Here is a 24,562-nt window from a genome sequence, read left to right as displayed (position 1 = left end):
TACCAGGAGCAAGTTCGGCGCCGAACTTGCTCCTGGTAGCAAGATCACCGGGAATGAAGGGGTTTCGGAAGCAGCGGACTACCCTCAGGCGCGGGTTACGGACACCCCGGCTCGCCCGGGGCCGACACCACAGCGCTGAACCCCACCCTCACCACCGGCTGGCCCGATGGCACGCATGACCGGCCACGACACGCGACCCGATCCGCGCAGGGCTGGGGAGCTCCCGCCGTGGCCGCCGCCTCTCGTTGCCGACCGTGACCGGCCGCGACACGCGGCCCGATCCGCGCGGGGCGGGGAGACCGCTTCCCCCGCCGCTGTCGGTCCGGCCCCGATGCGGGAGTGGGGGATCAGTTGTCGCCGTGCCAGGTCTGCCAGAGGCGGGCGTAGGAACCTCCCCGGGTGAGGAGTTCCTCGTGGGTGCCCAGGTCGGTGATGCCGCCGCCGTCGACCACCGCGACGCGGTCGGCGTCGTGGGCGGTGTAGAGGCGGTGCGCGATCGCCACCACGGTGCGGCCTTCGAGGACACCGGCGAGCGAGCTCTCCAGGCTGCGGGCGGAACGGGGATCGATCATCGAGGTGGCCTCGTCCAGTACCAGGACCTGGGGGTCGGCCAGCACCACCCGGGCCAGGGCCAGCTGTTGTACGTGGGCCGGGTCAAGCGGCTCCTGGCCGGAACCGACCCTGGTGTCCAGGCCGTCCGGCAGGGAGCGTACCCAGGTGTCGGCGCCCACCGCTTCCAGGGCCCGCCACAGGCGTTCGCGGTCCGTGTCGCTCTCGTCCAGGGCCAGCGCCAGGTTCTCGGCGAGGGTGCCCCGGAAGACGTGGCTCTCCTGGCTGAGCAGGATCACCCGCTCCCGGCGTTCCTCGGGGGAGAGGGCGCGCAGGTCCGCGCCGCCGACCCGGATGGTGCCCGCGCCGGGCGGGTACACCCCGGCCAGGAGCTTGCCGAGGGTGGACTTGCCGGCGCCGCTCGGGCCCACCACCGCGAGTCGTTCGCCGGGCTTCAGGTCCAGGTCCACCCCGTGCAGTACCTCGGTGCCGGGGGTGTAGCCGAACCGCACCCCGTGGATCTCCACGGTGCCCGGCTCACGGGGTTCGGGTCCGGCTCCGGGGCGGGTGCCCTCGGCGGTCAACTGGATCCCCAGGAGCCGCCGCAGGGCGGTGAAGCCCACCATCACGTTGTCGACCTGGTCGATCATGTGGTCCAGCGGCTTGGACATCTGCACGGTCAGGAAGACCGCCGTGGCGATCTGCCCCAGGGACAGCTCGCCCTGGTGGTACAGGACCCCCGCGACCAGGAACGTCGTCGCCGAGGCGAACAGGTACGAGAACTCCAGCGGCGGGTACCACACGCTCCGCAACCAGAGCGTGTACCGCTCGGCCAGGTAGGAGCGGTGCACGTCGGCGTCGGTACGCAGGTCCTGCCACTCCTGGCGGCCCAGTGCCTCCAGGGTGTGCGCGCCCTCCACGGTGTCGGACACGCCCTGGGTGAGCCGCGAGTACGTGCCCATCTCTGCGAGGTATCCGTCGGGCGCGCGCCGCGCGTACCAGCGCGTGGTGAACCAGATGATCAGGGCCGACGGCGCCCACGCGAGCAGGAGCGCGGGGTGCAGGAAGGCCTGCGCCACCAGGATGACCAGCACGGTCGCCAGGCCGGTGGCGATCACCGGCAGGGACTGGCGCACCATCATGCTGAGCGAGTTGATGTCGCGCCCGGTCCGGGACACCAGGTCGCCGGTGCCCGCGCGCTCCACCGTGCCCAGGGGCAGCCGCAGGACGGAGCGCACGAACTCCTCGCGCAGCTCCGCCAGCAGCCCCTCTCCGAACCGGATCGACTGGGCCACCGCCCCCAGCAGGAGGGCGGCGTTGACGAGCAGAGCCGCCACGATGACCAGGGCCATGACGTCCACGCGCCCGGGTGACGCCCCCTCACGGACGGCGTCGACGATCATCCCGAGCATCCATGGGGCGACCAGCGCCGCGGCCGTGGCCAGCGCGAACAGCGCCACCACCCCGAACAGCAGCGGACCGTGGTCCCGGCTCGCGCGGCGCAGCCGTCGCCACACCACGGGGGCCGGGGCCACCGGGAGCGCGGTCGACTCGATCGGGGCGGTGGGCGGTCCGTCCGGCACGGGGGCGGCAGCTCCGCCGGTTCCCGCCCAGGGGTGGCGTCTGGCGGTCTGGGTCATACCTTCTCCTCCTCCACCGGCGTGCGCAGGACGGTGGCGGCGTAGGCGTCCGTGCGGAGCAGGTCCCGGTGGGTGCCCTCGGCCACCACCCGGCCCCGCACGACGAACTGGACGTGGTCGGTGCGGTCCAACAGCAGCGGGCTGGTGGTCACCACACCGGTGGCGCGGTCGGGGCGCGCTCCGGCGAGGCGCTCGGCGACGGCCGCCTCCGAGTGGGCGTCCACCGCGGAGGTGGGTTCGACGAGGATCAGCACATCGGGATCCCTGAGCAGGGCGCGGGCGAGACGGAGCCGCTGCTGTTGGCCGCCTGAGTACTCGCGGCCGCGTTCGGTGAGTTCCGCGTCGAGACCCTCGGGTGACTGGGCGAGCACGTCCTCGGCCGCGGCGGTGCGGACCATCGCGGTGAGGTGTTCGTCGGTGGCGGAGCCGTCGGGGTCGAGCTCCTCGCGCAGCCGCCCCGAGAACAGGTGGGCGTCGTTGCCCGCGACCAGGACGCGGCGGCGGACCTCCGCCAGGGGCAGGTCGCGCAGGGCGACGCGCCGGGAGTCGGCACCGGTCAGCTCGGCGCCGCCGTCCCGGTACCGGCCCAACCGTTGGACGAGTGGGGCCACGTCGGCCTGGTCGGCGCAGACCACACCGGTGAGCCTTCCGCGGGTCAGGCTGACCCCGCTGGTGGGATCGTGCAGGTCGTACGTGCCCGCCGGGGGCTGGGCCGGGACCGCGGGCTCGGGCAGGTCGTGCTCCAGGGCCAGCACCCGCACCACACGGGCGGCCGCGACCCGGGCGGTCACCAGGTCGGAGGCGAAGCGCATGAAGAAGCGCACCGCCGCGGCCAGGGAACCGGTGTAGCCGTAGAAGGCGACCAACTGGCCCACGGTGATCTCGCCGACCAGCGCCAGCCGGGCGCCGTACCAGACGATCCCCACCAGGAGCAGCCCCGGGTAGAGGGTGCGGACCGCCTCCAGCGCGGCGTCCATCCAGCCGACCCTGACCCCGGCGGCGCGTACGCGCTGGGACTCGGCCTGGTAGCGGTCACCCACCGAACGCTCGCCGCCCACACCCCGCAGCACTCGTAGCCCGGCGACCAGGTCGGTGGCCCTGGTGGTGAGGTCGGCCTGCCGGTCCCGGTGCGTGCGCGTGCGGCGGTTGAGCGGTCGTAGCAGCGGCACCATGCCGACGACGATCAGGGGCACCGCCACCAGCACGATCAGCCCGAAGGTGAGGTGCGAGGCCAGCATGAGGAAGCCGACCGCCAGGACCGAGACCACCGAGGAGATCATCAGGTCGGAGCGTTCGTAGAAGGTGCCGACGCGGTCGATGTCGTCGGTGCCGACCGCCACGACCTCACCGGTGGGCAGGCGCCTGGTGAGGGTCGGTCCCAGCCTGGAGGAGCGCCGGGTGACCAGCTGGATCGTGCGGTAGGCGGCGGAGTACCAGTTGAAGGCGCTCGACCGCTCGTACAGGGGCACCATGGCCGCGGCCAGCAGGGCGCACAGCGTGATCAGCCCGGACCAGTACAGCAGGGTGCCGAGTCCGCCGTCGGCCAGTCCGGAGTCCAGCGCGGCGCCGAGTAGGTAGGACACCAGGATCGTGCACAGGAAGTAGACCGAGGTGATCAGCGACGCCCACAGCAGGGAGCGCCACTCCTTGCGGGCGAGCCAGAGCAGGTAGCGGTTGGCCGAACGGTGGTCGGGGGTGCCCGGAGGCTCGGGAAGTACACGCACAGTTCCGGGACTCTAACCAGGGAACCCGGTGGAGACCACTGCTTTTCCCAGGGCCTGCGCGGCAGGGGTTCCCGGTTCGGGGGAGGGCCGCCGCAAGCGCCGTCACGGGAGTCTGAGGGGGCGCTGGAGAGCCCCGGGAACAGTGCGGGAGCACTCCGTGGAAGGCGTCTGGAAGGTCCGAGAAAAGAGTGGCCCGCAGATGTTGGAAAGTCGTGCCCGGCCGGGTGCCGGGCAGGACTCAGGGTTTTCTCGGGCACTGACGGGGGGCTTTCAGGTCAGCTGCCCCCGGACGTGCAGGAGCTCGACCAGGTCCTGGATCGCCGGGGCGCACCGCTCTCGTTCGGCGTAGGAGATCCACGCGGTCTCCAGGATCTCGTTGTCGGGCACGATCTCCCCGTCGTGCTCGGCGCCGTAGCAGAGCAGCCGCACCCGGGTGCCCGGGGCCTGCCCGTGCGCTTCCTGGTCGATCACCGCGACCTGGTGGAAGGTCCCCGGGCGCAGTACCACGCTGACCTCCTCCAGGGTCTCGCGGGCCACCGCCTGTTCGTCGCTCTCGCCCGGCTCGCGCTTGCCGCCGGGGATGTACAGCCGGTCCTTGCCCTCGGGGAGCACACACAGCAGGCGGCCCTCGCGCACGTGGACCCAGGCGAGGGCCTCGATCACGGCGGGGGAGGAGGGGGAAGGCGCAGGCGGAGGGTTCGGTGACATGTGGCCACTTTAGGCCGCCCCGTACCGACGCGTACCGCTGACCGTCAGTGATCCGAGCTACTAGCCTTCTGTCGACCGGTTGCGTACACCTACGGCCCAGCGTCCCTGGCCGGGCCACGGCGAGAGCGGACGAACATGACATCCTCCGGAACCGAACCGGGCCTGGGCCCCGACCCCTCCGCCGAGAGCACCGACGCGGGGGTCCGGCCCCTTCTCGCGGAGAGCTCCAGCGGTGGCATCCCGCCGCAGACCGCCGAACAGCGTGAGGCCCGCGAACGCGCCTACAACCTCTACAGTGCCGCGATCGGTGCCTGCCTGGCCCGCCGGGACAAGGATCCGTCGCTGCTGGAGCGCGCCGCCCTCCTGCTGGTCGAGGAGGCGCGACTGCCCTACCTCACCCCCGACGACATCGCCCGGGCCAACGGCGCGCTGCCCGGGATCATCGACGAGCTCCGTGCCGACCCGGTGCGCCCTCCCGCCGGGGCCAGCCCGCAGGACCTGGGGCGCGAGCTCTCCGAGGCCGACCTGAACGCGCTGTTCGGCCTGGCCCTGCGCGACCGGCTCACCGGCATCCCGCGCGAACGGCCCCGGCTGCTGCTCTTCGGCGGCCAGCCCGGTTCCGGCAAGTCCACCCTCCAGCGGCTGGTCCTGCCGGTCCTGCCCGAGGGGACGGTCAGCTACGACGGCGACGACCTGCTGCGTCTGTCCCCCGACTACGAGTGGTCCATGAGCGCGGACGACCGGGTCGCCTCCACCGAGGTGTCCAAGCAGGTCGGCGGCTTGCACGGGCTGGCCATGGAGCACGTGCGGCGGGGCCGCTACGACGCGGTGTGCAGCCACCCGCTGGGCCGCGCGGACTGGGCGGCCTCCTGGGTCCTGGGCTTCAAGGAGGCCGGGTACCGGGTGGAGGTGGCCTTCGTGGCCACGCACACCTCGAACAGCCGTTTCTCGGTCTTCGACCGCCACGAGCGCGCCACCCGCGACCAGGGGTTCGGCCGCTGGCTGCCGGAGATCCACCACGACCGCTTCTACCTGGGCGTGCCGAACACGGTCGAGTTCCTGGAGACCCACCACCTGGCGGACTCGGTGTACGTGCTCTCGCGGGAGGGGGAGGTGCTCTACGCCAACCACCAGCGCGGCGGCGAGTGGCGGACCGAACCGTTCGGCCGGATCGCGCTGGAGGCCGAGAGGGGCCGACGCGAGCTCTGGCGCTCGGAGGACACTCTCTAGCTTGGCGTTTAACCTGCTTGCTTGGCTCCGGGGTGCCCCGTAGTGCCCGTTTTGTTCTTCTTGGGAACCCCGTATCGGGGAGCTGGACGCTTGTTCTGGCTCCCCACCGGACGCCCCGGACCAGGCCCGCAGGATTTCGGTGCACCCACACACACCGGCAGGTCAGCGCGAATGTACCGAAACCCCCGACGCACCCGCGCCGGACTCATCCGGTCCGCTTCCACCAGCCGATGCCAGGGCAATCTGACCTGACGCGCCAACAACCGGGCCAGACGTAGCTGGGTATAGGCCACCACGACCAGCCAGGACCACCGGTCCGCCGATCGCGGGTCCCGTAGCCGGGGTGCGTTCCACCCCAACGACTGTTTGAGGAAGCGGAAGGTGTGCTCGATGTCGAACCGGCGCAAATAAGCCCACCACATCTGACTGACCTGCTCTGAGCGCATGCCGGTGGCTGAGGACCACAACCACAACGGTTTGGGATCGCGCCGCGAGGGCAAAGCCTGCACCTGCAACAACACCAGGGTGCCCTCGATCACCGGTAGCTCACCGGGGTGCTCGGCCCAGGCTGAGCGGTGGGTCAGCCGGGGATGCATCCGATCCCAGGAGCGCGCGGTGGCACTGCCGTAGCGGCGGGTGGCAGCGGTGGTCACCGTCTCCGGCTCGGGCCAGGTATCGGGGGCGGCCATCCGTAGGGCAGCCCCGTGTTTGGGCGGGCGCCCGTTGGCTGAGATCGGTCGGTGCTCGGCTGGGCCGTAGAGCACCCGGTTGGAGGGCAACCGGCCCACCACCTGAACGGGCAGATCAGCGAGCAGATAGGCCAGACGAGGACTGTCATAGCCCGCGTCAACCACCACCACAATGTCGGGATCGCCCTGCTGGTGGTGTTCAGCCCTGATCAATCGGGCGATCAGCTGGCGGACTTGGTGGGCGGTGACGGTGGTGGGGTCCTCGTCACTGTGCAGGCGGCGCAGGTCCAGGGGCGCGGTCCAGGAGGTGGAGCCCTCTTCCAGTGCGACGATCATGGAGTAGGGCCAGCCCGGGACCATCTCGGCCTGGCCGGTGCCGCGCCCGTAGGTGTGGCACCAGGCCCGGTCAGGGCTGGTCCAGGCGTCCGGGCGCAGCCAGGGGGAGACATCGCAGGCCAACACGATGCGCCCGTGGAAGCGGGGCAGGGGCAGCGAGGCCAGGATCGATCGCAGTTGGGTGGTGTCGATGCTTCCGTGGGCCAGGGCGGCGTAGGCCGAGCCGTGGCCGCGGTGGTGTTCGGGCTCCAGGGAGAGTTGTGCCAGGTGGCGCACGGGGGTCGGGGTGCTGACCAGGGCTTCGCAGACCTCGAAGAGGGCGTCAGCACGTGTGGTCAGGCAGGCGTGGAACTGGGAGCGGAATCGGGCCAATGTCGACAGTGGCTCGACAGGGGTGTGCTGGTGCAGCAGACTCATGGTGACGGCCTTCGTTGTGATCAGGTGTGTTCGTGGTTGAAGCACATGATCACGCGAAGGCCGTTGTGCTGTCCGGGAAACAACGAAGCCCGTGACCGGGACGGTATCCGGTCACGGGCTCGAGGTTAAACGCCAAGCTAGGATCGCTCCCCATGGATATCTTCGCCGCCAACCCCCTCCTGATACGTCAGCCCAAGCGCTTCATGCGCGACGTCTCCGACTACGAGGTCTTCGATCCGCACGGCCGGCAGATCGCCTGGGCGCGGGAGCAGGGTGCGGACGGGGGCATGCAGGTGCTGCGGCACCTGGCCAAGAGCACGGGTGGTTTCGAGCGCCGTGTGCACGTCACGGACCTGTACGGGCACCAGCGGCTCGCCGTCCAGAAGCACTGGTCCTGGATGACCGCGACCACCAGCGTGAACCTGCCCAGCGGTCAGCCGGTGGGCACGATCGAGCAGGACCTGAAGTTCTTCGGGTCGAAGTTCACGCTGCTGGACGCGTGGAAGCGTCAGGTCGGCACGATCGAGGGCGACTTCATCGGCCTGGACTTCCGGATCTGCGACCACAACGCGCACGAGGTCGCCCGGGTCGACCGTCGGCTGCCCGACCTGGGCGAGCTGTTCACCTCGGCGGACAGCTACGCGCTGCACCACCGTTACCCGGCCCTGCCCGAACCGCTGCGCACCCTGGTGGTGGCCTCCGCGATCACGATCGACCTGGTGCTGCGCGAGGGCAGGTGAACGGTGCCGTGGTCCGCGTCCCCGCGGACCGGGTCGGCCGCTGACCGGTGTGAGGCGGTTTCGAGGAGAGTTCACGGACGATCGCTCATGGAACGACCGCCCTTTGGGTAGGGCGGTCTTATGCTGCACAACGACATTCCCACGGCCGAGGAGATCGAGAGGATCGCCTCCGCCCGGCATCCGGCCAGTGTTTCCCTGTACTTTCCCACGGTCCCCCTGACGCAGGACTCGGAGGCTGTCCGGATCGAGTTCAGGAACGCCCTGTCCCAGGCGGTGGGCGAGCTCGAGGAAGCGGGCCATGGCAAGGAGGACGTCCAGGCCCTGAGGGAACTCGGCGAGGAGCTCGCCGACGACGAGGCGTTCTGGCCCTACCTCTCCAACAGCCTGGTGGTCTTCCTGACCCCCGAGGAGATCCGCACCTTCCGGTTGCCGAACAGGCTGACCGCCTCGGTGCAGGTGTCCGACCGCTTCTTCGTCAAACCGCTGTTGCGCTCCGTGACCTTCCCCCAGGCGGCCTTCGTGCTGGCCCTGGCCCAGAACTCGGTGCGCCTGGTCGAGGTGAGTCCCGACGCCGATCCCTTCGAGGTGAGCGTTTCCGACCTGCCGGAGGACGCCGCGAGCGCCGTCGGCCTGTCCTCGATCAGCGGCCGTTCGCCCTCGGGAAGGATTCAGGGGTCGGAGGGGCGCAAGGTGCGCCTGCACCAGTACGCGCGGGCGGTGGACCGCGCGGTGAGGCCCGTCCTGTCCGGCAGCGGTGTCCCGCTGATCCTGGCTGCGACGGAGCCGCTGGCCGGTATCTACCGTTCGGTGAACAGTTACGTCCACCTCGCGGCTCCCGGGATCGACGGGAACCCGGAGAACGTCTCCGACGCGGAACTGGCCGGGGAGGCCCGTACCGTCCTCGACGAGCTCTACCGGGTCGAACTGGCCAGGCAGCGCGAACGCTTGGAGGAGCACGAGTCGCGCGGCCTCACCGCGACCGACCTGAGCGATGTGGCCAGGGCCGCCACCTTCGGCGCGATCGACACCCTGTTGGTCGACATCGACGAGGTCGTACCCGGCCTGGTCGACGAGGAGACGGGTGCCGTCTCCTTCCACGACCGAGGCGACGCCCACGGTTACGGTGTCGTCGACGAGATCGCTCGCCGGGCCCTGCGGACGGGGGCCCGGGTGCTGGCGGTGCGTGCGCCGGAGATCCCCGGCGAAACGGCGGCTGCGGCGATCCTGCGCTTCGCCGTGTGAGCCCGTGAGCCCGTGAGCCCGGATGCCCGTGCGTCCGGGCGCTGGCCGGGTTGGGCTTCCTTCCGTCGTACGCGGTCTTCCCGGCCCCTCCCCGCGCTCCGGCGCGTGGGGAAGGGGCCGGTTCAGTGTCGTTCCAGCTCGGCCATGGCCGCGCGGTCCTCAGCGCCGAACCGCTCCTCCAGTTCCTCCGGTGAGGCGTCCAGGTCGATCTGGCGGAGCGGTACCCCGCGGGCGGACTCGATGGCGCCCAGCCGCCGTAGGGCGCGGTCGCTCGCGTAGTCCAGAAGCGCCCCCGGCGGGAGTTCGTAGCGCTGCGCGGCCGGGTCGTCCGAGGGGGTGTCGCTGCGCTCGACGGTGCCCATCACGTGGGGGAGCAGTTCGTTGAGGCGCTCGCTCACCACGTCCCAGTTGCGGTCGTCGGCGGCCACGTGGCGGCGGCAGGTGAAGGTGCCCCAGGCCATGTGGCGGCGCTCGTCGTCCCCGATCCGCCGGATGATCTGGCGCATGCCGGGGAAGATGTCGCGCACGGTGCACACGTGGTTCCAGGCGTAGTAGCCGGTCAGCGCCAGGGAACCCTCGATGATGTGGTTGTAGGTGACCGAGGCGCGCACTTGGTTGCGGGGACTGGGGTCCTCCAGCAGGGCCTGTAGCGAACCGGGGAGCTCCTCGTAGAACAGGGCGCGGTAGGCGGGGTTGTTGGTCACGAACCCGTGGAGGTCGTCCCGGACCCCGATGGCGTCGAGCCACAGCCGGAAGGCCTGGACGTGCTTGGCCTCCTCGAAGGCGAACTGGGTCAGGTACATCTCGTCTCCCAGGCGGCCCTCGGCGGCCATGGCGCGCAGGAAGGGCTGGAGGTCCTCGGTGACCGCCTCCTCGCCCGCCACGAACAACGCGCACAGCCGCAGGATGCGGGTCCGTGCGGCCTCGTCGAGCCCCTTCCAGTCCTCGGCGTCCTGACTGAGGTCGATGTCGGCGGGGTTCCAGAACTTCGCGTTGCCCTTGCCGAACAGCTTGAGCGGGAGCGAGTCCCAGTTCAGTCCGCCGCCTCGGAGTGAGTGGAAGCCGGTGCGGTACTCGGTGGCCGGGGCCTCGGTCATGGGGGTACCTCCGTAGGGTGGGCCGATCCCCATGATTGGACACGGAATGGCTTGGTGTAAACCCCTGGGAGTGTCCTGGGTCACTGAAAATCAGAATTCGGCTCGGTCCGGCCCGGAAGTGGGAGCCCGTACGGGATCTGGTCGGAGCCGACGACGATCCGGCCCCGCCGAAACGGTACGGTCAGAGGAGTACGACCGCATGAACGATCCGATCGGGGGACGACGTGTTCTGTGGTGATCCCGGCAGTCCCGGTTACGCCGCTTGCGCCGCCCAGTCCCAGCTGTTCGCGCTGGCCTCGGTGATCCCCGCGCTGCTCGGCCTCGCCCTGATGGTGGCCGCCTTCGCCGCGCCCTCGGTCCGCGGGGACCGGGTGCTGCGCACCCGGACCCTCAGCTACTCCCTCATCGCCTGGGGCATCGCCGCCGGAACCTACTCGATCGGCGTCCTGCCCTCGTTCTGAGCCAGGCTCACCCTCGCGCCGAATCGCGCTGGACTCCGCGCGGGCCCCTCCGGGTGAGCCCTTCCGCCGGGCTCAGATCTCCTCGCCCGCGAGCAGATCGCCCGCGTCGGCGATCCTGTACGCGTAGCCCTGCTCGGCCAGGAACCGCTGACGGTGGGCGGCGTAGTCCTGGTCCAGGGTGTCCCGGGCGACCACCGCGTAGAAGCGGGCTGTGCGGCCGTCGGACTTCGGGCGCAGTACCCGGCCCAGGCGCTGGGCCTCCTCCTGGCGCGAACCGAAGGAGCCGGACACCTGGACCGCCACTCCGGCCTCGGGGAGGTCGATCGAGAAGTTGGCGACCTTGGAGACCACCAGAGTGCGCAGCTCTCCGGCGCGGAAGGCGTCGAAGAGGCGTTCGCGCTCCTTGTTCCGGGTCTCGCCCTTGACGACCGGGGCGCCCAGCCGCTCACCGAGTTCGTCGAGCTGGTCGATGTAGGACCCGATCACCAGGACCTGCTCCTGCGGGTGGCGCTCCACGATCTGCTGGACCACGGTCGTCTTGGTCTCCGAGGAGGCGCAGAACCGGTACTTGTCCTCGGGTTCTGCGGTCGCGTACGCCATTCGCTCGGACTCGGTCAGGTCCACCCGGACCTCCACGCAGTCCGCCGGGGCGATCCACCCCTGGTTCTCCATGTCCTTCCACGGGGCGTCGTAGCGCTTGGGCCCGATCAGCGAGAACACGTCGCCCTCCCGGCCGTCCTCGCGGACCAGGGTGGCGGTCAGTCCCAGGCGGCGGCGGGCCTGGAGGTCGGCGGTCATCCGGAAGATGGGCGCGGGCAGCAGGTGCACCTCGTCGTAGACCACCAGGCCCCAGTCCTTGGCGTCGAACAGCTCCAGGTGCGTGTACACGCCTTTCCGGCGGGCCGCCATCACCTGGTAGGTGGCGATGGTGACCGGTCGGATCTCCTTCTTGGTCCCCGAGTACTCACCGATCTCGTCCTCGGTCAGCGAGGTCCGCTTGAGCAGCTCGGACTTCCACTGGTGCACCGACACCGTGTTGGTCACCAGGATCAGCGTGGTCGCCCCGGTCATCGCCATGGCGGCCGCGCCGACGATCGTCTTCCCGGCGCCGCAGGGCAGCACCACCACGCCGGAACCGCCCGCGTGGAAGCTCTCCGCGGCCTCCCGCTGGTACCCGCGCAGCTCCCAGTCGCCGTCGGCCAGGCCGATCTCGTGGGCCTCGCCGTCGACGTACCCGGCCAGGTCCTCGGCGGGCCAACCGATCTTCAGCAGGGCCTGCTTGAGGTTGCCGCGCTCGCTGGGGTGGACCGCGACCGAGTCCTCCCCCAGGCGTTCGCCGAGCATCCCCTTGAGCTTCTTGGCCCGCACGACCTCCTCCAGGACCGCGCGGTCCGAGGATTCCAGCACCAGGCCGTGCACCGGGTCGCCCACCAGCTTGAGCCGCCCGTAGCGGTCCATCGTCTCGGCGATGTCCACGAGCAGCGAGTGCGGCACGGGGAACTTGGAGAAGCGGATGAGGGCGTCCACGACCTGCTCGGCGTCATGCCCGGCGGCGCGCGCGTTCCACAGCGCCAGCGGGGTGACGCGGTAGGTGTGCACGTGTTCGGGGGCGCGTTCGAGCTCGGCGAACGGCGCGATGGAACGGCGGCACTCCGGAGCGAGCTCGTGGTCGATCTCGAGCAGGAGCGTCTTGTCGGACTGGACGATCAGGCAGGACACACGGGACCTTCCGTCAGGCTACGAGGACGAGGGCGGCCCGTCTGGCACGGGACGGGGGGCGGCCCCAGGTGCAACACCGGAACCCCTCCGATCATGCCCGCGCACCGCTGAGCGTCCACGGGAGGTCGCTCATGGCGGAGCCGGATACAGGGGGCCCGGTCCAGAAGACACGGTTCAGAGGGAACGGTTCAGACGCCGACGAGCAGGAAGAGCAGCGCGAGAACGATCACCGGGACCAGGAACACCACCGACAGGGCGGTGTAGGCGAAGGTGCAGGCCCAGGTGTAGCGGATGTACCGCTCCACATCGACGGCGTTGGGGATCTTGACCAGGGCGATGATCCCCAGCACGATGCCGGGGACGTTGGCGACCAGGATGAAGAACCACAGGCCGAGGGCGATACCGAGAACCGGGACCGCCAGGGTGCAGAGCGCCACGACCAGCGCCGCGACGGCCCCGCCCACGCGCGGCGGCGGTCCGGAGGGAAGCGGGGCTCCCACCGGGTACACGGCGCCGGGTGGCGCCGGTCCCGGGACCGGCGGTGGTACCGGGGCGGCGGTCGGGTACCCGGGTCCGGGCGGGAAGGACGGCCGCGGCGGCTGTGGCGGCGGTGCGGGCGCCGCCGGTACGTGTGCGCGGGGAGGGCTCGCGGGCGGACCGGCACCGGGCACGGAACTCCGCTCCCGTTTCCAGAAGTCCCTGGGGTCGCTCCGGTCGCCGTTCACCGCTGGCCGTGTCTCCTCACGCTGAGCCCCTGTGCCTGAGCCCTTGCTTCCGGGCCCTGTGTCTGTGGTCCGCATACCCGCCCTACCCGGTTCGAAAGCGGGCGATGACGTCCTTATTCCCCCAACCAGGGGTCAAGCCGGTCGTGGCCAGGGGGTCAGAAGTTGGTCACGGGGACGATCTGCTGGATCCAGTTCCCCGCCTGCGTGAACATCACGAAGGTCAGCACCAGCATCACGAAGAACATCACCCCGGCCGCGCCCAGGCAGTACCAGGAGTACCGGGTGAGCACTTCGGCCTGGTCCGGTCGGCCCCGGTCCCGCGCGTGCGCGGCCCGCACCGCGAAGGTGATCCCGGCGATGCCGAAGATCCAGTTCATGCAGCACAGGGCGGTCACCGCGTGCAGGATCAGCGCCATGGTGGAGCTGTTGGCGCCGCCGGTCGAGCCCACCGGGGCCGAGCCGTGCCGGTCATCGTCACGATCGCGCTCCCGCTCGGGTGCCCGGTCCCGGCTCTCGGGCGCGCGTTCCTCCCGCCCCCGGTCACGGGGAGAGGAGGCTCCAGGGGGCAGCGGTGCGTTGCTCATGGGGGCTTCTCCCGCCATCGGTGGTCGACCACCGCCACTCTAGCCCTCCGACCCCGTCGGCGTTCCGCGTCACCCCGGGTCCTCCTCGATCCCCCTGAACCGCACGGTGCCGGAACGGTGCCCGGGGCTCGTGGAGACCAGCTCAGTCCGGGGCGGCCTCCAGTTCCGCCACTCCCGTGATGCGGTGGACGGCGAAGCGGTGGACCGCGTCCCGGGTGGTGTCGTAGGCGGTGAGGAAGCCTCCGTCCACGCTGGCGGGCTCCACGACGCGGCTGACCTGGCGGCCGTCGGTGTCGGTGTAGCCGATCCACACGCGGCGTTCGGCCGCGGCGGCTTCGGAGAGGACTTCCATGACCGCGCTGGCCCTGGAACCCGCCGTTCCGCCCTGGGGGAGGGACACCGGGATCCGGGCGATGTTGGCGGCCTCGTCACCGGCGCGCAGCGCGCGCACGGCGGCCCGGGTCAGTTCGGTGGTCGGCGCGTTCTCGGCGGGGGAGGAGGCGTCGGGTTCGGCTCGGCGGACCTCGGGGCGGCTGAGCCGCATCGTGCCGTCGCCGCTCTCTGGCACCGGGTGGTAGCCCAGTTGGCGCAGGCGTTCGGTGAGCGCGGCCCGGTTCAGGCCGCTGACCACCACGGTCGGGGCCAGGAGCCGCAGCTCCAGGTCGGTGGCGCGGCGGTCGGCGACCAGCTCGGTCAGCAGCGCGGGTTCGTCGCAGCGCAGGTAGCTGGCGGCCGAACCGGTGCGCAGCCTGCCGTGCTTGCGGCCCACGTCCGAGACGAGGTAGCGCAGGGCCTGCGGCAGCGGGGTGCGGGAGTGGCGTTCCAGCAGGTTGGTGATGTCGGCGACGCCGCGACCGGCGTCCAGTGCTCGGCGGATCGAGTCCTCGGTGAAGCGGTACACGGTCGCCCCGCCGGTGGACTCCACGTCGGCGGTCAGGGCGAGTTCGCGGGCCAGCTCGGTGACGAGCGGCCCCGGGGCCACGGCGGTCAGGTCGCCCTGGACGAGCACGTAGTCCAGCGGTTGCGGCAGCTCGGCGGACAGGATCCGCGCGGCCTCCTCATCGGCGTTCTCATCGTGGGTGAGCAGCGGGCGGGTGTGCTCGGCGAGCGCTCCCACGCCGGTCAGGCCGAGCGCCGCGGCCTCGGTCGCGGCGGCCTCTACGAGTTCGGTGTAGACGGGGGACTGGCGGCGGGGACGGTGCCAGGCCAGCCGGGCGGCCAGTGAAACCCTGTCCGGTGCCAGGCCGGGCCCGGCCGAACCCAGCTCGGTGAGCAGGTCGCGGCGGGCCTGCGGCGCGGCGGGCCGGACCAGACCGGGGCCGAGCACGTTGCGTACCCGGCCGCCCGCGTCGCGTGAACCCGTCAGCGAGGCAACCCGGTCCGAGCCCAGCCAGGCTCGGGCCAGGAGCAGCCACCGGTGCTCGGGAGAGCGCTCCCGCCACAGGTCGTACTCGCGGGTGGGCAGCCACTCCCCGGAGACCCGGTCGTCAGTGCCGATCAGCCCGGCTGCCCGCACGACCTCCAGGTACAGGGCGGCGGTGTCCTCGTCGCAGTCCATGGCGTGGGCGGCCCGGCGCAGGTCGCGCACGCCCAGACCGCCGTTGCGCAGGACCGCGGCGGGTTCCTGGGACCAGCGCTCCAGCAGCTCCTCCACGGCGCGCAGCACGGTGAAGGCCTGCCCCGCCGCGGCACGGGCGACGGTGCCGGGGGAGACCTGTCCGCCCTCGAAGGCGGGTGGGGCGGTGCTGACGTCGCGGAACAGCACGCCGGAGCGCAGGTGCAGGCCGACCTCGCGGGGCAGCGTCAGGGTGTCGTCCCCGGTGGCCACCAGCAGGCCGCGGGCGATGAGGGTCTCCACCGGCGAGGAGGCCGTGGCCAGGGTGATCTCCCGGCGTGCGTCGGAGACCGTGCCGTTGGGCGGACCCCAGGCGAGGTTGTCCAGCAGGCGGCGCGCGGAAGCCCCGACCTGGTCCACGAGCGCCGCGATCCGGGCGGGGGCGGCCAGCGCGGTGGCCACCGTCTCCACCGGGGAGTTGGCGGTGCTGTGCGGCACGAGGTCGTCCGCCAGCCGCTTGGCGGCGCCGTGCGGGAGCGCCGCCAGGAGGGCGCGCGTGGGCGGCCCCAGCCGCGCCGGATGGGGTAGGAGTTCGCGCAGGACCTGGAGCGGCCGCAGCCGGCCGTGGTCCGGCCAGATCAGGGCGAGGGAGAGCAGGGTGTCCAGGGCCTCGTCGAGCGGGTCCCGGCCACGGCCATCCGAGGGGGTCAGGCCGAGCCCCCGGGCGACGTCCGCGGGCGGTGCGCCGACCGGCTCGGACAGGCGGTCGTCCCCGAGCGCGACCACGGCCTCCAACACCTGGAGGGTGAACCGGTCGAGCCGCTCCAGGGCGCGCAGGGCCGCGTTGCGCGAGGTCGCGCGGTGGGCCAGGGCGCCGATGTCGGCCGGGACCGGCTGCGCCAGGTCCGGACGGGCGTTCAGCAGCGCGGTGAGCTCCGCGTCGGAACGGGACCGCAGCCAGGCGGTGAACGTGGGGGGCCGCCCCGGCGACTCGCTGTCGGGGCCGTCCGTGCCCCGGCCGGAACCGGGTCGTGCGTTGTCGGTCATCACGTCAACGCTAGGTGATGGCGCCGGGCGGGTCGCACCCGCTCCCCTCCCGACCCCGCGTGCGCCACCCGGCACGGAGCCCTGAACCGTATCGGAGGAGAATTCTCCGACCGAAATTAGGCAGGAGGGGTTAAACGGCAGGTCATTGTGGGCCAATATGGGGCCATGACCCAGCGCTCGGAACAATTGGTACTCGACTATCTCTCCGATGTCGGACTTGCGCTGCACGGTCGTGTGACGGCTAAGGAGCGGACCGCCTACCTGACCAGCCTGCGTGCGCGCATTGACGAGCGCCGCGAGGCGGCCGACAACGACGACGTCGACACCGTGCGGCGGATCCTTCGCGGCTTCGGTTCCCCCGAGCACATCGTGCAGGAGGAGCTCACCGGCCGGGAGGTCGATCTCGAGGACGACGAGATGATCCCGCCCAAACCCCGACACGCCGACCGTCCGCCCCCGCCCTGGCGCGGCGGCCCGCACCAGGGGCTCATGTCCCTGCTGGAGGGGCCCAGCCAGACCGACCTGCGCATGGACGGCCGGGTCGCCCGCAAGCCCGGGGTGACCCGCAACAGCCTCGTGCTCGCGCGCCACCACCCGCCCGAGGCCGTGGCACTGGCCGTACTCGTGCTCTCCGGGGTGTGGTGGGACGTCGCCTTCCTGTGGGTGCTCGGCGCCGCCCTCATCATCCTCAGCCAGGTGTGGAACGCCCTCGACAAGTGGATCGGCGTGGGGTTCCCCCTCGCGGCCTGCGTGGTCGGGATGACCCTGTGGACGGGCGAGGCGAAGTTCATCGACCAGTACATCCAGCAGGCCCTGCCGGCCACCGGCGTCCCCGCGCTCGGACTCGCCTCCCTGGCGTGCGTGCTGTACCTCTTCCCGAAGGCCGCCCGCTCGGCCCGGGCCGCGGACCGATCCGCCGGGAGCTGACCCGCCCCGGACCGACCCGCTCCGTGTCCGCTGACCTGACCCGTTCGGCCTGCTCCTCAGCGTCATCGGTTGGCAAACCCTGGGGAATAACCTTTTCCGGTCGGCCCGTTACCGGGCATCCGAGCGGGTTGCTTCGGGTAGTCATGTCGGTACACCGCCGCTTTCGCTTCAGGGCGGTCACGTCAGGTGCTCCGGCCTCCAGTCCGGACACCAGCTTGTCGACGGCGCCCCTGGCTCCGCCGAGTCCCGTCCCATACTCCGCACCCAGCGGCGACGGGGCGACGTCGACCCAACGGGGCCCGGGTGAGCCGTATCCGGGCCTCGTTTCACGCGCCCGTCCCCGTGCTCGGATACCGCCCCGAGAAGTGCCGGGCGGAGTTCCCGGGAAGGGCCCGGAAAACGGTCACACCACAATCCCCTCGCATTGGTGAGGTGTCGGGCACTAACCTGGGCGCACCCATGGAAACCAGGGGCCGCCCGGGGCGGGAGGAAAGGTGGACGGCACCGTTTCCGAAGTCCTCGTGCGCCCGTCAGTGAAAGCATGAGGTCTCTACGTGCCCACCGGCAAGGTCAAGTGGTACGACGGCGACAAGGGTTTCGGCTTTCTCACCCGGGACGACGGAGGTGAGGTCTTCGTGCACTCCACCTCCCTGCCGTCCGGAACCACCTCTCTCAATCCCGGCCAGCGGGTCGAGTTCGGCGTGGCCGAAGGGCGCAAGGGCGCCCAGGCGCTCCAGGTCAAGATCCTGGACACACAGCACTCGGTGGCCAAGGCGCGGCGCAAGAAGCCCGACGAGATGGTGCTCATCACCGAGGACCTCATCAAACTCCTGGAGAACGTCTCCAACGGCTACCGGCGCGGCCGCCACCCGGACAAGCGCGAATCGTCCAGGGTCGCCGCCGTGCTGCGCGCGGTGGCTGACGACCTGGAGGCCTGACCCCCGGCCAGACGGGCTCCCCGAGGCCGTGGCGGACGTGCCGACGCCCGCCACGGCCTTTCTCCGTCCCCGGACCCCGTTCTCCCTCGTCCTGCCTGTTCTCATCCCTTTGACACGCCAGAGCGGACGGTGGTGACAGGCGGGCCGAAAAAACGTGTGTGCGCACTGACCGACCCCCCGAAAACGCGGCTGGCGGGCCCTCGTGTCGCGGGCATCCGTCCCCCGCGCGAGCACAAGACTCCGTCTAGAGGGTGTATCGGGCGAACCTTGACCCGCGTTATGGTCAAATCGGTGCCCGCGATCAGTGAGAATGGGTGACGTGAGCCCTTCTCGACGTTCTCCTGTACCGGACAAGGCATGTATCGACGCGGTGGATCTGGCCCGCTCGGTGGCGGCGGAGGTCGGGCGACCCGATTGGGTCGGTGAGCACCTCACCGCCCAGGTCGAGGACACACGCCTGGTCACCCACTACTTCGAGTGCCTGGACCCCTCCTACCCGGGATGGACCTACGCGGTCACCGTCGTCCGCGCCTCGCGCGCCAAGGACGTCACCGTCAACGAGGTCGTCCTGCTTCCCGGCGAGGGCGCCCTGACCGCTCCCGAGTGGGTGCCCTGGAAGGAACGACTCCGCCCGGGCGACGTCGGTGTGGGGGACCTGCTGCCCACCGAGGAGGACGACGAACGTCTCGTCCCCGGCTACGCGCAGGTGCCCGACAGCGAACTCGACGCCGAGGGCATGGACAAGCAGATGGTGTGGGAGCTGGGACTCGGCCGCCGCCAGGTCCTCTCCGAGGTCGGCCGCGAGCAGGCCGCGGAGCGTTGGTACAACGGCGAGGCCGGGCCGAGGAGCCCGATTGCCGCGGCGGCCCCGGCACGCTGCACCACCTGCGGTTTCCTGACCCCTCTCGCCGGTGAACTGCGCCAGATGTTCGGCGTGTGCACCAACGAGTTCGCCCCCGACGACGGCAAGGTCGTGTCACTCGACCACGGCTGCGGAGCCCACTCCGAGGTCCGCCGCCCCGCCCCGCAGAACGAGCCGGTCGCACCGGTCGTCGACGAGGTGGGGTACGACCACATCGTCTTCGACGACACCGCGGAACTGGAGCTGGTCTCCAGCGACTCCTGACCACCACAGGTCACACGGGCCGATCCACCCGAAGCACGGACCCCGCCGCGATCGCGGCGGGGTCCCTTCCATCCGTACGCCTGCCGTTCACCCGCGGGCCCGCGCGTGCGCGCCACGCGAGGCCACCCGAGCTTGAACAGCCCCGGCCGTCGGCTAGGGTCGACCTACACATCACGCTCGCCCTTGCCGGGCCCGCGCGTGTTCCGAGAACACGTGCAGGGCTGATCGGACCGCGCTCCCAGCGCAGGAGGAGACCACCATGGCCGAGCCGGTGACCGCTTCGGTGGCCGACCCTTTCAACACCGCCGAACTGCGCCGACGCGTGCTTTCGGCGTGGGCCGACGCGCCCGCTCGGTTCCGGGAGGACGCCAACGCCGAAGAGGACTTCGCGCTGGGCGGCTACCGCGACCGGGTGGTGGTCGAACTCGCGCAGAACGCGGCCGACGCCGCGCGCCGCGCGGGTGTCCCCGGACGCCTGCTCCTGGCACTGGACGGCGACCGCCTCACCGCCGCCAACACCGGTGCCCCGCTGACCCCGCAGGGAGTGGAGTCCCTCGCCACCCTGCGGGCCTCCACCAAGCGCGACGACCACGGTTCGGCGGGCCGGTTCGGGGTCGGGTTCTCCGCCGTGGTGGCGCTCAGCGACGACGTCACCGTGGATTCGGGCGGTGCCGTGGTGCACTTCTGCGCTGAACGCGCCCGGGCCGTGGTCACCGACCTGCTCGACGCCAACGGCACCCACGCCGACCTCGCCGACGAGGTGGGCCGCCGCGCCGGGCAGGTGCCGATGCTGCGCCTGCCCTTCCCGGCCGACGTCGTGCCGGAGCCTGTCCGGATCGAGGGCGGCACCGGCGACGACACGGGTGAGACCAGTCACTACGACACCGTGGTCACTCTGGCCCTGCGCGACGACCAGGCCCGCGAGCGGGTTCGGGAGCTGCTGGACCGCACCGGGGAGGCCCTCCTCCTCGCCCTGGACGGCCTCGTCGAGGTGCGCGTGGTGGTCGACGGCCGGGAACGAACCCTCATCCGCGAACCCGGGGACGAGGCCGCCGGGATCGACCTGGTCACCGCCCAGCACGACGCCGACGGCACCCGGGTCACGCCCTGGCGCCTCCTGAGCCGCTCCGGCGAGTTCGACCCGAACCTGCTCGCGGACCGCCCCACCGAGGAGCGCGACCGCGCCGCGTGGTCACTGACCTGGGCCGCGCCGGTCGACCCCGACGGTGGTGTGGCCGCGCTGCCCGCCGACGTCGAGAACGTCGTGCACGCGCCCACCCCCACCGACACCGAACTCGACCTGCCCGCGGTTCTCATCGGCACGTTCCCGCTGGGCTCGGACCGGCGCGCCGTCCAGCCGGGCGGTGCCACCGACCTCCTGCTCATGGAGGCCGCCAGCGCCTACTGCGCGCTCCTGCGCCGCTTCGAGCCCAGGGCCGCCCTCGACCTGGTGCCCGCCACCCGGGTGGGCGGCGGCGCCGTGGACGCGGTCTTCCGGGCACGGGTCGCCGAACCCCTGTCGGACACCCCGTTCCTGGTCACCGCTGCCGGGCACCCGGTCGCCCCGCGTGAGGCCGTCCTGCTGGACACCGGCGGGGCGAGCGGCGCCGCCGACCTCGTCGACCTGCTCGCCGAACTCGTCCCGCCGCTGCTGCCCGGCTCCTGGAGCCCTCGGCACCCGGCGCTGGCCTCGCTGCGCGTGCGCCGCCTGGGCCTGGCCGACCTCGCCGACCTGCTCGCCGACACCCAGCGCCCGCCGGAGTGGTGGGAGGCCCTCTACGCCGCCCTGGGCAGTGCCGGAAACGGTGGCGCCGACCTCGACGAACTCGGCTCGCTGCCGGTCCCGCTGGCCGACGGCCGCCTGGTCCGGGGCCCGCGCTCACTGCTGCTGCCCACCGAGGACTGGGCGAAGGTCACCGACGCCGAGGGCAACCGGCTCGACCCGGCCGTCCTGGCCACTCTGGGCGTGCGCCTGGTGCACCCCGACGCCGCCCACCCGTTGCTGCTGCGACTGGGCGCCGTGGAGGCCGGGGCCGCCACGGTCCTGGCCGACCCCAACACCGAGGCCGCCGTCCGGGAGTCCCTGGACGCCGAGGACCCCGAACCCGTCGCCGAGGCCGTCCTGGACCTGGTCGCCGCCTCCGGCACCACGGTCGAGGACGCGCCCTGGCTGTCCGAGCTGGCCCTGCGCGACGACGAGGACGGCTACTCGATCGCCGCCGAACTCCTCGTTCCCGGTGCGCCCCTGGCCGACCTGCTGGTGGACGACGCTCCGTTCGGCACCGTCCATGACGACCTCGTTCACCGCCACGGCACCGACGCCCTGCGCGCCGTGGGCGCCCTGTGGGGGCTGACCGTGGTCCGTGCGGAGGAGACCGCGCTCGGTGAGGACCTCGCCGACGTCTTCGACGGCGCCGCGGGCGAGGACGGTCTCGACGGCCTGGAGGACTGGGCCGACGAGGTCCTCGAACGCGTCGGCGACCCCGAACTCCCGCCCGTGGTCCCCGAGCTGGTGTGCGTCGCCGACCTCGACTACATCGCCGACGAGGCCTGGCCGCAGGCCCTGGCGATGCTCTCTCGGGGGACGCCGCGCGAGGCCGTCACCGAACCCGCCCGGCTGCTGATGCCGGATGGCCGGGTCGTCGACGCGCCCTCCTACACCGCCTGGTGGCTGCGCACCCGGGCGCTCCTGGACGGGCGCGCCCCGGTCGAGCTGCGCACCGCCGACGCCGAACCCGCCCTCCTCGGCCTCTACGACGAGGTGCCCGCCGACGTCGACCCCGAGTTCGCCCGCGCCCTGGGCGTGCGCACCGGCCTGGCCGACCTGATCGCCGACCCCGACGGCCCGGACGACCTGCTGAACCGGCTCGCCGACCCGGCCCGGCAGGTGGGGCGCACCGCCCTGCGCCGCCTGTGGACGGCCCTGGCCGGGGTGGACGCCGACCTCGTCACCCCGCCCTCCCTGGTGCGCGCGGTCCAGGGCGGGTCGATCGTGGTGGCCGACGCCGAGGACGCCGTGGTGGTGGACTCCCCGGACCTGCTGCCCCTGGTCGCCGACCGGCCGCTGATCCTGGCCGACGCCGCCTCCGCCGAGCGGCTCGCCGACGTGCTGGACCTGGAGCTGGCCTCGGAGAGCGTCACCGGCAAGGTGGGCTCAGCCGGCCAGATCCGCGCGGTGCCCGACGAGGCGGCGCTGTTCCTCTCCGGTGACCGGGAGCCGGACCGCACCTACCTGCACCACCAGAAGCTCACCGTGGACGGTGTGGAGGTGGAGTGGTACACCGGCGACGGCACGGTGCACGCCTCGGGGACGGAAGGGCTGGCCCGGGCGCTGTGCTGGCGAGCTGGTCAGTGGTCCCGCCGCCACCTGCTCGCCGCGGTGCTCAGGGACCCGTCCGCCGCCGCGCACCTGCTCGCCGAGGCCGACCTGGAGTAGCCCACGCCTCCGATGTTCCTGCTGCCAGAAGCGCCGTACCACCGAGACCCAAGACCACCGGGACCCAGGGCGCCGAACCTGTTCCTGGTAGCGAGGAGCGTCACCGGGTCCTGGGGGTCAGCGGGTGGCCGCGGCCAGGCGGGGGCCCAGGCCCTGTTCCGGTTCGGCCCACTCGGTGACCTCCAGCGGGTCGCCCACGGACACGGTGCCGGGGACGGTCACCGCGAACTTCGAGCAGAACGCCACCCCGCCGTCGTCCGCGCGGCGGTACCCGGCCAGGGAGCGCAGCGGTTCGGGGCCGCGCTTGACTCCGCTGGCCTGGTCGACGGTGGTGACCGCGCACCGGATGCACACCTTCGCGTAACCCAGCTCCGCGGTGCCCAGACGGACCCTGCGCACCCGGTCCTCGGTGTGTGCCTCGGGCCAGCCGGAGACCACGACGTTGGGCCGGAACCGGTCCATCGGAACGGCCTCACCGCCGCTGGCGAGGATACGCTCGTTGAGCAGGTCGAGGGAGGACAGGGAACCCACCACCGCGGCGTGCCCGTCGGCGAAACCGGCGGTACCGGGGGTCAGCCCACCGGTCTCGCGCCGGTGGTCCTCGGGGACCCGAACGAGTCGGCTGGCCTGCCCGAACACCTCGGTGAGCCATCCGGCGGCCTCGTCGCCCTGGTCCACTCCCACCAGCGGCTGCTTGTGCACGGCCACGTCCAGACGGCGGCCCTGGGGGTCCACGTCCACCTTGACCGGAGCGAGGCCCTCGGTGCTCAGTACCAGCCGGGTGCCGTCGGCGTCGAGTTCGGGCACGATCCGTGCCATTCGCGGGTCCTTGCGCTGGCTGCGGAAGTCACCGGAGTCGTCGACCACCATGAACGAGCGGTCGTGGGTGATCCCGGCGGGGGTGAGTTCGGCGGTGCGCAGGGGGATCCCGGCGCACCCCTTGACGGGGTGGACGACGAGCGCGGCCACACGGGCGGTCGGAGTAGGGCTCATACCGAAAACGCTACCGGTACCGCCCGGGAGGAAACCGAACCGGCTGCCCGGACGTCTGTCAAGTGAGTCCGTCCCCCGACCGAACAGGACCCCGCATGCGTACCGCCCACGCTGTTGTCCCCGCTGCCCTCCTCGCCCTGCTGCTCACGGGCTGCTCCGGAACGTCCGACGAACCCGCGGAGGAGGCCGCCGACAGCCCCGCGGGGGCCGCTGAAGCAGTGCAGGCCGAGGAGCCCGAGGAGGGTCTGGCGGAGACCGGGGCCGAGGGCGCCGAGGAGGAGGTCACCGAGTGGGTCTTCGCCGCTGGCGATCAGATCACCGTCGAACTCACCCTGTACAGCGAGGCCGACGGTGGACGTTCCACTCCGGTGTACTCGGGTTACCGGCCCTCCGTTGAGTTCGACCACCTGGGCCAGTCCGTTGCCTGCTCCGTCCAGCTTCCCGCCGACGTCAGCCCCTTCGAGCCCGGCGAGACGCACCTGGTGGGCCTGGAGTGCGCCGAGGAGGTCACCGTGCATGTCGACGATCCGGGCTTCGTCCTGATCGAGGGCGGCAAGGAGAACGGCGAGGGCGAGGCCGTCTTCACCGACATGTAGTCGCGGCGTCACCCTTGGGATCCATGGGGTGGAAGTGGCGGGCCGCACACTCGTAACTGTACCTTCCGAAAGGTATAGTTACT

The 24,562-nt window shown here is 71.7% G+C and carries 19 protein-coding genes; 9 read left to right on the top strand and 10 right to left on the bottom strand.

The window, feature by feature from the left end; all coding sequences use genetic code 11:
• Positions 1-347: 347 nt before the first annotated feature.
• The 3 genes from HNR07_RS21000 to HNR07_RS20990 all read right to left on the bottom strand — a co-directional run bounded on the left by HNR07_RS21000 (position 348) and on the right by HNR07_RS20990 (position 4,621).
• A complete protein-coding gene (locus tag HNR07_RS21000) occupies positions 348-2,189 on the bottom strand; it encodes an ABC transporter ATP-binding protein (RefSeq protein WP_184366461.1) in 1,842 nt (613 codons plus the stop codon).
• On the bottom strand, positions 2,186-3,913 hold the full coding sequence (locus tag HNR07_RS20995; protein ID WP_184366460.1) for an ABC transporter transmembrane domain-containing protein: 1,728 nt from the start codon (positions 3,911-3,913) through the stop codon (positions 2,186-2,188). The genes HNR07_RS21000 and HNR07_RS20995 overlap by 4 nt, the downstream gene beginning before the upstream one ends.
• Positions 3,914-4,183: 270 nt before the next feature.
• Positions 4,184-4,621 (bottom strand): NUDIX hydrolase, encoded by a 438-nt coding sequence (locus tag HNR07_RS20990; RefSeq protein ID WP_184366459.1) that lies wholly within the window; start codon positions 4,619-4,621, stop codon positions 4,184-4,186.
• A 135-nt stretch (positions 4,622-4,756) separates the two neighbouring features.
• Here HNR07_RS20990 and HNR07_RS20985 point away from each other — a divergent pair, with 135 nt between their 5' ends.
• The gene (locus tag HNR07_RS20985; protein WP_184366458.1) at positions 4,757-5,851 is read left to right on the top strand and encodes a zeta toxin family protein; all 1,095 of its coding nucleotides are present in this window, start codon (positions 4,757-4,759) and stop codon (positions 5,849-5,851) included.
• Positions 5,852-5,859: 8 nt separating this feature from the next.
• Here HNR07_RS20985 and HNR07_RS20980 read toward each other — a convergent pair whose 3' ends face one another.
• Positions 5,860-7,293: an NF041680 family putative transposase gene (locus HNR07_RS20980; protein ID WP_184360963.1), complete on the bottom strand. Its 1,434-nt coding sequence runs from the start codon at positions 7,291-7,293 to the stop codon at positions 5,860-5,862.
• Positions 7,294-7,445: 152 nt separating this feature from the next.
• Here HNR07_RS20980 and HNR07_RS20975 point away from each other — a divergent pair, with 152 nt between their 5' ends.
• A complete protein-coding gene (locus tag HNR07_RS20975; protein ID WP_184366457.1) occupies positions 7,446-8,033 on the top strand; it encodes an LURP-one-related/scramblase family protein in 588 nt (195 codons plus the stop codon).
• 120 nt (positions 8,034-8,153) lie between these two features.
• Positions 8,154-9,275 carry a baeRF11 domain-containing protein gene (locus HNR07_RS20970; RefSeq protein WP_184366456.1) on the top strand — a complete coding sequence of 374 codons (1,122 nt, stop codon included), beginning with the start codon at positions 8,154-8,156 and terminating at the stop codon, positions 9,273-9,275.
• A 122-nt stretch (positions 9,276-9,397) separates the two neighbouring features.
• On the opposite strand, the gene HNR07_RS20965 is transcribed toward HNR07_RS20970, so the two are convergent.
• Entirely contained in the window at positions 9,398-10,372 is a 975-nt protein-coding gene (locus HNR07_RS20965; RefSeq protein ID WP_184366455.1) for a R2-like ligand-binding oxidase, read from the bottom strand.
• 224 nt (positions 10,373-10,596) lie between these two features.
• Here HNR07_RS20965 and HNR07_RS20960 point away from each other — a divergent pair, with 224 nt between their 5' ends.
• Entirely contained in the window at positions 10,597-10,833 is a 237-nt protein-coding gene (locus HNR07_RS20960) for a hypothetical protein (protein ID WP_017582762.1), read from the top strand.
• 72 nt (positions 10,834-10,905) lie between these two features.
• Here the strand turns inward: HNR07_RS20960 and HNR07_RS20955 are convergent, their stop codons facing one another.
• The 4 genes from HNR07_RS20955 to HNR07_RS20940 form a co-directional block, all read right to left on the bottom strand.
• Positions 10,906-12,552 carry a DNA repair helicase XPB gene (locus tag HNR07_RS20955; RefSeq protein ID WP_184366454.1) on the bottom strand — a complete coding sequence of 549 codons (1,647 nt, stop codon included), beginning with the start codon at positions 12,550-12,552 and terminating at the stop codon, positions 10,906-10,908.
• A 188-nt stretch (positions 12,553-12,740) separates the two neighbouring features.
• Positions 12,741-13,016 (bottom strand): hypothetical protein, encoded by a 276-nt coding sequence (locus HNR07_RS20950; protein ID WP_184372428.1) that lies wholly within the window; start codon positions 13,014-13,016, stop codon positions 12,741-12,743.
• 416 nt (positions 13,017-13,432) lie between these two features.
• Positions 13,433-13,861 (bottom strand): hypothetical protein, encoded by a 429-nt coding sequence (locus tag HNR07_RS20945; RefSeq protein ID WP_184366453.1) that lies wholly within the window; start codon positions 13,859-13,861, stop codon positions 13,433-13,435.
• Between the two features lie 142 nt (positions 13,862-14,003).
• The gene (locus HNR07_RS20940; protein WP_184366452.1) at positions 14,004-16,463 is read right to left on the bottom strand and encodes a helicase-associated domain-containing protein; all 2,460 of its coding nucleotides are present in this window, start codon (positions 16,461-16,463) and stop codon (positions 14,004-14,006) included.
• Between the two features lie 165 nt (positions 16,464-16,628).
• Here HNR07_RS20940 and HNR07_RS20935 point away from each other — a divergent pair, with 165 nt between their 5' ends.
• From HNR07_RS20935 to HNR07_RS20920, 4 genes are all read left to right on the top strand, one after another.
• The gene (locus HNR07_RS20935) at positions 16,629-17,390 is read left to right on the top strand and encodes a hypothetical protein (RefSeq protein WP_184366451.1); all 762 of its coding nucleotides are present in this window, start codon (positions 16,629-16,631) and stop codon (positions 17,388-17,390) included.
• A 554-nt stretch (positions 17,391-17,944) separates the two neighbouring features.
• Positions 17,945-18,328 carry a cold-shock protein gene (locus HNR07_RS20930; protein ID WP_184366450.1) on the top strand — a complete coding sequence of 128 codons (384 nt, stop codon included), beginning with the start codon at positions 17,945-17,947 and terminating at the stop codon, positions 18,326-18,328.
• Positions 18,329-18,698: 370 nt separating this feature from the next.
• Positions 18,699-19,454, top strand: a complete 756-nt coding sequence (locus tag HNR07_RS20925; RefSeq protein ID WP_184372425.1) for a DUF3027 domain-containing protein — start codon at positions 18,699-18,701, stop codon at positions 19,452-19,454.
• A gap of 259 nt (positions 19,455-19,713) precedes the next feature.
• Positions 19,714-22,890 (top strand): sacsin N-terminal ATP-binding-like domain-containing protein, encoded by a 3,177-nt coding sequence (locus tag HNR07_RS20920; protein ID WP_184366449.1) that lies wholly within the window; start codon positions 19,714-19,716, stop codon positions 22,888-22,890.
• 117 nt (positions 22,891-23,007) lie between these two features.
• Here the strand turns inward: HNR07_RS20920 and HNR07_RS20915 are convergent, their stop codons facing one another.
• Entirely contained in the window at positions 23,008-23,883 is an 876-nt protein-coding gene (locus tag HNR07_RS20915) for an MOSC domain-containing protein (protein WP_184366448.1), read from the bottom strand.
• Between the two features lie 95 nt (positions 23,884-23,978).
• Here HNR07_RS20915 and HNR07_RS20910 point away from each other — a divergent pair, with 95 nt between their 5' ends.
• Positions 23,979-24,479 carry a hypothetical protein gene (locus HNR07_RS20910; RefSeq protein WP_184366447.1) on the top strand — a complete coding sequence of 167 codons (501 nt, stop codon included), beginning with the start codon at positions 23,979-23,981 and terminating at the stop codon, positions 24,477-24,479.
• Positions 24,480-24,562 lie beyond the last annotated feature (83 nt).

Origin of the sequence: Nocardiopsis metallicus (assembly GCF_014201115.1) — a bacterium.
Lineage (GTDB): Bacteria > Actinomycetota > Actinomycetes > Streptosporangiales > Streptosporangiaceae > Nocardiopsis > Nocardiopsis metallicus.
The sequence above is the reverse complement of the archived record's forward strand: the minus strand, read 5'-3'. Positions and strand labels throughout refer to the sequence as shown.

Coding starts and splice junctions, on each gene's coding strand:
- HNR07_RS21000 (WP_184366461.1), bottom strand. CDS start 2,189: ATGACCCAGACCGCCAGACGCCACCCCTGGGCGGGAACCGGCGGAGCT.
- HNR07_RS20990 (WP_184366459.1), bottom strand. CDS start 4,621: ATGTCACCGAACCCTCCGCCTGCGCCTTCCCCCTCCTCCCCCGCCGTG.
- HNR07_RS20985 (WP_184366458.1), top strand. CDS start 4,757: ATGACATCCTCCGGAACCGAACCGGGCCTGGGCCCCGACCCCTCCGCC.
- HNR07_RS20980 (WP_184360963.1), bottom strand. CDS start 7,293: ATGAGTCTGCTGCACCAGCACACCCCTGTCGAGCCACTGTCGACATTG.
- HNR07_RS20975 (WP_184366457.1), top strand. CDS start 7,446: ATGGATATCTTCGCCGCCAACCCCCTCCTGATACGTCAGCCCAAGCGC.
- HNR07_RS20970 (WP_184366456.1), top strand. CDS start 8,154: ATGCTGCACAACGACATTCCCACGGCCGAGGAGATCGAGAGGATCGCC.
- HNR07_RS20965 (WP_184366455.1), bottom strand. CDS start 10,372: ATGACCGAGGCCCCGGCCACCGAGTACCGCACCGGCTTCCACTCACTC.
- HNR07_RS20945 (WP_184366453.1), bottom strand. CDS start 13,861: ATGAGCAACGCACCGCTGCCCCCTGGAGCCTCCTCTCCCCGTGACCGG.
- HNR07_RS20940 (WP_184366452.1), bottom strand. CDS start 16,463: ATGACCGACAACGCACGACCCGGTTCCGGCCGGGGCACGGACGGCCCC.
- HNR07_RS20935 (WP_184366451.1), top strand. CDS start 16,629: ATGACCCAGCGCTCGGAACAATTGGTACTCGACTATCTCTCCGATGTC.
- HNR07_RS20920 (WP_184366449.1), top strand. CDS start 19,714: ATGGCCGAGCCGGTGACCGCTTCGGTGGCCGACCCTTTCAACACCGCC.
- HNR07_RS20915 (WP_184366448.1), bottom strand. CDS start 23,883: ATGAGCCCTACTCCGACCGCCCGTGTGGCCGCGCTCGTCGTCCACCCC.
- HNR07_RS20910 (WP_184366447.1), top strand. CDS start 23,979: ATGCGTACCGCCCACGCTGTTGTCCCCGCTGCCCTCCTCGCCCTGCTG.